The organism is Roseisolibacter sp. H3M3-2 (assembly GCF_029211165.1).
In the GTDB taxonomy this organism is placed as follows: Bacteria; Gemmatimonadota; Gemmatimonadetes; order Gemmatimonadales; family Gemmatimonadaceae; genus Roseisolibacter.
Genome location: NZ_JARGEK010000021.1, coordinates 20872 through 27551, shown reverse-complemented (window position 1 = coordinate 27551; position 6680 = coordinate 20872). Strand labels below are relative to the sequence as shown.

Annotated in this window: 6 protein-coding genes; 5 read left to right on the top strand and 1 reads right to left on the bottom strand. The window is 75.6% G+C overall.

Features of this window, described 5'->3' with window-relative positions:
* From PYV61_RS03785 to PYV61_RS03770, 4 genes are all read left to right on the top strand, one after another.
* Positions 1 to 646: ABC transporter substrate-binding protein (locus PYV61_RS03785; protein ID WP_275828489.1), on the top strand; the 646-nt coding region annotated here is incomplete at its 5' end.
* Positions 647 to 713: 67 nt separating this feature from the next.
* On the top strand, positions 714 to 2717 hold the full coding sequence (locus PYV61_RS03780; protein WP_275828487.1) for an acetoacetate--CoA ligase: 2004 nt from the start codon (positions 714 to 716) through the stop codon (positions 2715 to 2717).
* Positions 2714 to 3451, top strand: a complete 738-nt coding sequence (locus PYV61_RS03775; protein WP_275828485.1) for a hypothetical protein — start codon at positions 2714 to 2716, stop codon at positions 3449 to 3451. The genes PYV61_RS03780 and PYV61_RS03775 overlap by 4 nt, the downstream gene beginning before the upstream one ends.
* Positions 3452 to 3462: 11 nt before the next feature.
* Positions 3463 to 4662, top strand: a complete 1200-nt coding sequence (locus PYV61_RS03770; RefSeq protein WP_275828483.1) for a hypothetical protein — start codon at positions 3463 to 3465, stop codon at positions 4660 to 4662.
* A 115-nt stretch (positions 4663 to 4777) separates the two neighbouring features.
* On the opposite strand, the gene PYV61_RS03765 is transcribed toward PYV61_RS03770, so the two are convergent.
* A complete protein-coding gene (locus PYV61_RS03765) occupies positions 4778 to 5548 on the bottom strand; it encodes an enoyl-CoA hydratase/isomerase family protein (RefSeq protein WP_275828481.1) in 771 nt (256 codons plus the stop codon).
* A gap of 163 nt (positions 5549 to 5711) precedes the next feature.
* On the opposite strand from PYV61_RS03765, the gene paaA reads away from it, so the two are divergent.
* Positions 5712 to 6665, top strand: a complete 954-nt coding sequence (paaA, locus tag PYV61_RS03760; RefSeq protein WP_275828479.1) for a 1,2-phenylacetyl-CoA epoxidase subunit PaaA — start codon at positions 5712 to 5714, stop codon at positions 6663 to 6665.
* Positions 6666 to 6680 lie beyond the last annotated feature (15 nt).

The window sequence follows — 6680 nt, the reverse complement described above, 5'->3', positions numbered from 1 at the left end:
CCCCGAGGCGCTCGGCCCGACGTACGCGACGGCGCGCGCGGCGCGCGACCTCGACTCGCTCGGCTGGCGCGACGCCGACGGCGACACGGTGCGCGAGCGCGCGGGGCGGCCGCTGCGGCTGATGCTCATCGTGCACGCGACCAGCGCCGCGCGGCGCCAGCTGGCGGTGCTGGTGCAGGAGCAGCTGCGTCGCGTCGGCGTGCAGATCGAGGTCGAGGCGCTCGACCCGGCGGCGTTCGCGACGGCGGTGCGCGGCGGCGGGTGGGACGCGATGCTCGAGATGTGGCACGCCGACCCGGATCCGCGCGGCATCCTGCAGCGCTGGGGCGCGCCGTCGCCGGGCGGGCGCGGGGGCGCCAACTCCAGCGGCTACCGCAGCGCCGCGTTCGAGGCGCTGGTCGACAGCGCGGGCGCGACGTTCGACGCGGCGCGCGCCGAGGCGCTGTTCGCGCGCGCCTACGCGGTGCTGGCCGACGACGCGCCCGCGGTCTGGCTCTACGAGGCGCGCAACGTCGCCGGCGCGCACCGCCGGCTGCGCCCGGGGGAGCTGCGCGCCGACGCGTGGTGGGCCGACCTCGCGTCGTGGCGGATCCCGCCGGGAGAGCGCGGGCCGCGCGACCGCGCCGGGGCGGCCGCCCGCCCCTGAGCGGCCCGGCCGGGCGCCGCCCGCCCGGCCCCTGACGTCGTTCCGCGGCACCGGTCATCTTTGGCGGATGACACACGAGACCGCCGACGCCCGCCCGATCTGGGAGCCGACCGCCGACGATGTCGCCCGCGCCAACCTGACCGCCTTCCTCGCCGAGGCGCGCCCCGTGGCCGGCGACGACCTGCGCGACTACGGCGCGCTCTGGCGGTGGAGCGTCGACGCGCCCGAGGCGTTCTGGCGGCTCGTCTGGCGGTTCGGCGGCGTGGTCGGCGACCCGGGCGGGACGACGCTCGTCGGCGGCGACCGCGTCGCGCCGCCCGACCCGCAGCTCGGCCCGCGCTGGTTCCCCGAGGCGCGGCTCAACTTCGCCGAGAACCTGCTGCGGCACGCCGGGCCGGGCGACGCGCTGGTCGCGTGGACCGAGGGGGGCGTCGCGCGGCGGCTGTCGTTCGACGCGCTGCGCGAGGAGGTCGCGCGCGTCGCGGCCGGGCTGCGCGACGCCGGGGTCGGCGTCGGCGACCGCGTCGCCGGCTTCGTCCCCAACGGCGCCGAGGCGGTGGTCGCGATGCTGGCCGCGGCCAGCCTCGGGGCGCTCTGGTCCTCGTGCTCGCCGGACTTCGGCGTGCAGGGGGTGCTCGACCGCTTCGGGCAGATCGAGCCGACGGTGCTCGTCTGCGCCGACGGCTACACCTACGCCCGCAAGCCGGTCGACGTCCTGCCGCGGGTGCGCGCGATCGTGGACGCGATCCCGTCGATCCGCACGACGGTCGTCGTCGCCGGCGTGCGCGACGCGGAGGCGCTGGCGGCGGAGCTGGCGACGCTGCGGGGCGGGGTGGCGTGGGACGCGTTCGGGACGCGCGGCGCGCCGCTCGCCTTCGCGCGGCTGCCGTTCGACCACCCGCTGTACATCATGTACTCGTCGGGGACGACCGGCCTGCCCAAGTGCATGGTCCACGGCGCCGGCGGCACGCTGCTGCAGCACCTCAAGGAGCTGGCACTGCACACCGACCTGCGCGCCGGCGACCGACTCTTCTACTTCACCACCTGCGGGTGGATGATGTGGAACTGGATGGTGTCGGGGCTCGCGCTCGGCACGACGGTGGTGCTGTACGACGGCTCGCCGACCGCGCCGCGGCCGGAGATCCTGTGGGACGTCGTCGCCGCCGAGGGCGTCACCGCCTTCGGGACGAGCGCCAAGTACCTCGCGCTCGCCGAGAAGTCGGGCGTGGCGCCGGCGCGCACCCACGACCTCGCGGCGCTGCGCTGCATCCTGTCCACGGGGAGCCCGCTGGCGGCGTACTCGTACGACTACGTCGCGCGCGACGTGAAGCCGGGCGTCCGCCTGAGCAGCATCAGCGGCGGCACCGACATCATCTCGTGCTTCGCGCTCGGCAACCCGATCGGGCCGGTGTGGCGCGGCGAGCTGCAGGTGCGCGGGCTCGGGATGGCCGTCGACGTGTTCGACGACGCGGGGCGGCCGCTGCGCGGCGAGGCGGGGGAGCTGGTGTGCACGCGCCCGTTCCCGAGCATGCCGGTCGCGTTCTGGAACGACCCGGACGGCGCCAAGTACCGCGCGGCCTACTTCGACGTCTTCCCGAACACCTGGCGGCACGGCGACTGGGCGGAGCTGACGCCCCGCGACGGGCTGGTGATCCACGGGCGCAGCGACGCGACGCTCAACCCGGGCGGCGTCCGCATCGGGACCGCCGAGATCTACCGGCAGGTCGAGCAGATCCCGGAGGTCGTCGAGAGCGTGGTCATCGAGCAGATGGTCGGAGCCGGCGCCGACTCGACGTCGCGCATCGTCCTGTTCGTGCGGCTGGCCGAGGGCGCGACGCTCGACCGCGCGCTGCAGGCGCGGATCCGCGACCGCATCCGGGAGCACTGCAGCGCGCATCACGTGCCGCGCATCATCGCCGCCGTCCCCGACATCCCGCGCACGATCAGCGGGAAGATCTCGGAGCTCGCGGTGCGGGCGGTGGTGCACGGCGCACCGGTCAAGAACGTCGACGCGCTCGCCAACCCGGACGCGCTGGCGAGCTTCCGCGCGCACCCCGCGCTGGGGGCGTGAGCGCGCCGGCCGCGCCGGCGGGGGAGCGGATCGTCCTCCCGGTCCAGCTCCGCCGCCAGCAGCGCGTCGAGCTGCTGCGCGGGCTGCTGGAGCACGGCCCGGCGGCGGTCACGCTGCTTGGCGCGGGACTCGCCGGCGTCGGCCGCGGCGGGAGCGCGCGGGTGCTCGGCGTCGTCGAGGTCGCGGCGAGCGTGTGGCTGCTCGCGCTGCTCGGCCGCGAGCTGCGGCACGTGGTGCGCGCCGACGACGACGCGTCGGCCGAGGCGCTCGCGCCGATCGACGAGACGGCGCTCCCGGCGCGGCTCGCCGGCGTGGACTGGCTGGGCGTCGCCTCGGCGGCGCTGCTCGCGCTCGAGGTGTGGCACCGGTGGGCGGAGACGGGGCGGATCGTGCGCCCGTTCGTGCTCACCGCGGCGTTCACCCTCGCGATGGCGCTCGGCGGGCGCCGTCTCGTCGCGCGCCGCGTCGGGGCGGCGTCCCGCGCGCCGCGCCTCGTGCTGACCCCCGAGGGGTTCGACTACCGCGCGTCGCGGCGGAAGCGGTTCGCGGCCGCGTGGGCCGACGTCGCCGCCGCCGAGTCGGGCCCCGACGCCATTCAGTTCCGGCTGCGCGACGGCCGAGACTTCGCGCTGCGCGCGCGCGACCACGTGCGCGGGGCCGCGCTGGTGGCCGCCGTGCGCGACGCGCTCCCCCGACTGGCGCCGGCCCTCGCGGCCGGCGCGCCTCCGCCCTGATCCCGCCCTTCGTGTTCGCCACGCAGAACCCCGCACTCCCGGCCGCGACGCGCCGCGAGGTGCTCTCGCCTTCTGACGTCCGCGCCCTTGCCCCCGACCTCGTCGCCGGGGGGCTCGACGTCTGGGTCTACCGCTACACCCACGTCGAGACGGGCTGGCGGCTGAGCGTCGCCACGCTCGCGGCGCCGGGCTCGGGGCGCCTGTCGCTGGGCGGCTTCCGCATCGCCCCCGAGAGCCGCACCTCGCAGCCCGGCTTCGACTCCGACCGCGAGGCCGTGGGGCTGGCGGTGGGGATGGAGGAGAAGGTCTACTGGTCGCGCGTGCTGCGCGTCGGCGGCCCGCTGGTGCGCCGCAACCTCGACCGCATCGTCGGCGGGAAGTGCGTGCTGCACCCGACGCCCGGCTCGCGCGTCGGGGAGCCCGGCGACGTCGCGCTGCTCGACTTCGCGGTCGCCTGCCTGCGCGACTGCGACGCGACGGGCGGGATCCTCGTGACCACGGGGCAGGACCTCGGCCACGGCACCCTGTCCGACGGCGCGACGTCGTCGCTCGCGTACATGCACGCGCGCTTCGCGGGGAGCATGCTCGCCGACACGTCGAAGCCGACGGGCGAGGGGAACTTCCACCTGCTGCGCGGGATGCTCGACGCGGCCGGCGTGCCGCTCGCCCGCGCGCGGGTCGCGCTGGTCGGCGCCGGGAACATCGGCCGGCACCTGCTCGGCCGGATCCTGCCGCTCGGCGCGCAGGTGCGCGCGCTGGAGCTGGTCCCCGAGGTGCGCGAGCGGCTCGCCGCGCACGACGTCGAGGCGTGGCCGGTGGAGCGGAAGGAGGAGTTCCTCGCGCTCCCGTTCGACGCGGTGGTCGTCAACGCCTCGGGCGGCTCGCTCGACCCGGCGTCGGTGGCGGTGCTGGCCGCCAACCCGCACGTGCGCGTCGTGTGCGGGAGCGAGAACCTGGCGATGCCCGACCAGTCCGGGGAGCGCACGCTGCTCGCCGCCGGCAAGGTGTACGCGCACCCGGAGCTCGGCGGGATGATGGGCTACCTCACCGCCGCCGAGGAGTCGCTGGCGCGCCGCGAGGGGACGCCGTTCGACGTCGGGACGCTGCTCGTCGCCGCCGAGCGGCTGTACGCGGTGGGGCGCGAGGCGACGGCGCGGGTGATCGCGGGCGGGTACCGGGAGACGTTCCAGGAGGCGGCGCGGAATCTCTGAGGCCCGCCCGTCGAACGGGGGCGGCGCTGCGGGCTGCGGGCTGCGGATCGGGGAGACGCTGCGGGCTGCGGGCTGCGGATCCGAACGAACCCGCAGCCCGCAGCCCGCAGCGCACTCACCCCCCCTTGAACTTCGCGATCGCCGACCGCGTGAACTCCGACAGCACGAGTCGCCCGCTGATCTCCGCGCGCTCGGCGAGCAGCGCGTCCCAGGTCTCGGTCCCCTCCCAGGCGACGCGCTTGATGTCGGCCATCGCCTCGGGGTTGAAGCCGGCGAGGCGGCGGGCCATCGCGTCGACGGCGGCGTCGAGCGCGGCGACGTCGTCCACCAGGGTCGCGTAGAGACCGTGCGTGTGCGCCCAGCGGGCGTCGCGCCAGTCGGCGTCGACGGCCATCTGGGCGAAGGCGGCGTTGCCGATCCGCTTCTCGATCACCGGGCCGACGACGAACGGGCCGATGCCGACCGCCAGCTCGCTGAGCTTGCAGGCGGCGCCGGCGGTGGCGATGGCGTAGTCGGAGGCGGCGACGAGCCCGACGCCGCCGCCGGTCGTCTTCCCGTGCACCCGGGTGAGGACGAACTTCGGTGCCCGCAGCATCGCCAGGATGACCCCGGCGAAGCCGCTGAAGAACTCGCGGCCGCGCTCCGGCGAGTCGATCGCCACCAGCTCGTCGAACGAGGCGCCGGCGCAGAAGGGGCCGGTCCCCTCGCTCCGCAGGACGATCACGCGGGCGGCGGGGTCCTGCCCGGCGCGGCGGACCTGCGCCGCCAGCTCGCGGAGGATGGCGCCGGGGAGGGAATTCCCCTTCGGGTGGCCGAAGCGGACGGTGGCGATCCCGTCGGCGGTCTCGGTGGCGACGAGGCCGGCGGGGGGGAGCGGGTGCGTCATGAACGGTCGCGGGCGAGAGGGATCCCGGGCGGCGGCTTCAACGTTGCCCGGGGGACGGGCGGTATATTACGTGGGTGACGGGGTACAACTGGGGCAGCCCCCGCCCACGACCGCACCCCCTGGACCCGCCGAGGACGCCACCGCCGTGACGCCGCAGCCCGCCATGACCGAGGATCCCGCCAAGCTCGCCGAGTTCGAGGCGCGCATCGCCCGTGGCGAGTCGATCGAGCCGAAGGACTGGATGCCCGAGCGCTACCGCAAGCAGCTCGTGCGCATGATGTCGCAGCACGCGCACTCGGAGATCGTCGGGATGCTCCCCGAGGGGAACTGGATCACGCGCGCCCCCAGCCTGCGCCGCAAGCTGTCGCTCCTCGCCAAGGTGCAGGACGAGGCCGGCCACGGGCTGTACATCTACTGCGGCACCGAGACGCTCGGCGTCGACCGCCAGCAGCTGCTCGACGAGCTGCTGACGGGGAAGGCGAAGTACGCCAGCATCTTCAACTACCCGACGCTGACCTGGGCCGACGTCGGCGTGATCGGGTGGTTCGTCGACGGCGCGGCCATCGTGAACCAGACGGCGCTCGCCAAGCACTGCTCGTACGGCCCGTACAAGCGCGCCATGGTGCGCGTCTGCAAGGAAGAGAACTTCCACAAGAAGCAGGGCTTCGAGAGCGTCGCCGCGCTCGCCCAGGGCACGGACGCGCAGCGCGCGATGGTGCAGGACGCCGTCGACCGTTGGTGGTGGCCGACGCTCATGATGTTCGGGCCGCACGACGCCGCGTCGACCAACTCGGACGAGCTGATGCGGTGGGGCGTGAAGAAGTTCTCGAACGACGAGCTGCGGCAGCGCTTCGTGAACCTGACGATCCCGCAGGCGCAGGCCGTCGGCCTGACGATCCCGGACCCGGCGCTCGCCTTCGACGCCGAGACGGGGAACTGGAAGTTCGGCGAGATCGACTGGGACGAGTTCTGGCAGGTCGTGAAGGGCGACGGGCCGTGCAACCGCGAGCGCGTGGCGGCCCGCCGCGACGCGCACGCCGACGGCGAGTGGGTGCGCGCGGCCGCGACGGCGCACGCCGAGAAGAAGGCCGGCCGCGGCGCGCCGCGCGCCGCCTGACGGGAGCCGACGCGT

Excerpts from the sequence above, each read along its gene's own strand:
- PYV61_RS03780 (WP_275828487.1), top strand. The coding sequence starts at position 714 with ATGACACACGAGACCGCCGACGCCCGCCCGATCTGGGAGCCGACCGCC.
- PYV61_RS03765 (WP_275828481.1), bottom strand. The coding sequence starts at position 5,548 with ATGACGCACCCGCTCCCCCCCGCCGGCCTCGTCGCCACCGAGACCGCC.
- paaA (WP_275828479.1), top strand. The coding sequence starts at position 5,712 with ATGACCGAGGATCCCGCCAAGCTCGCCGAGTTCGAGGCGCGCATCGCC.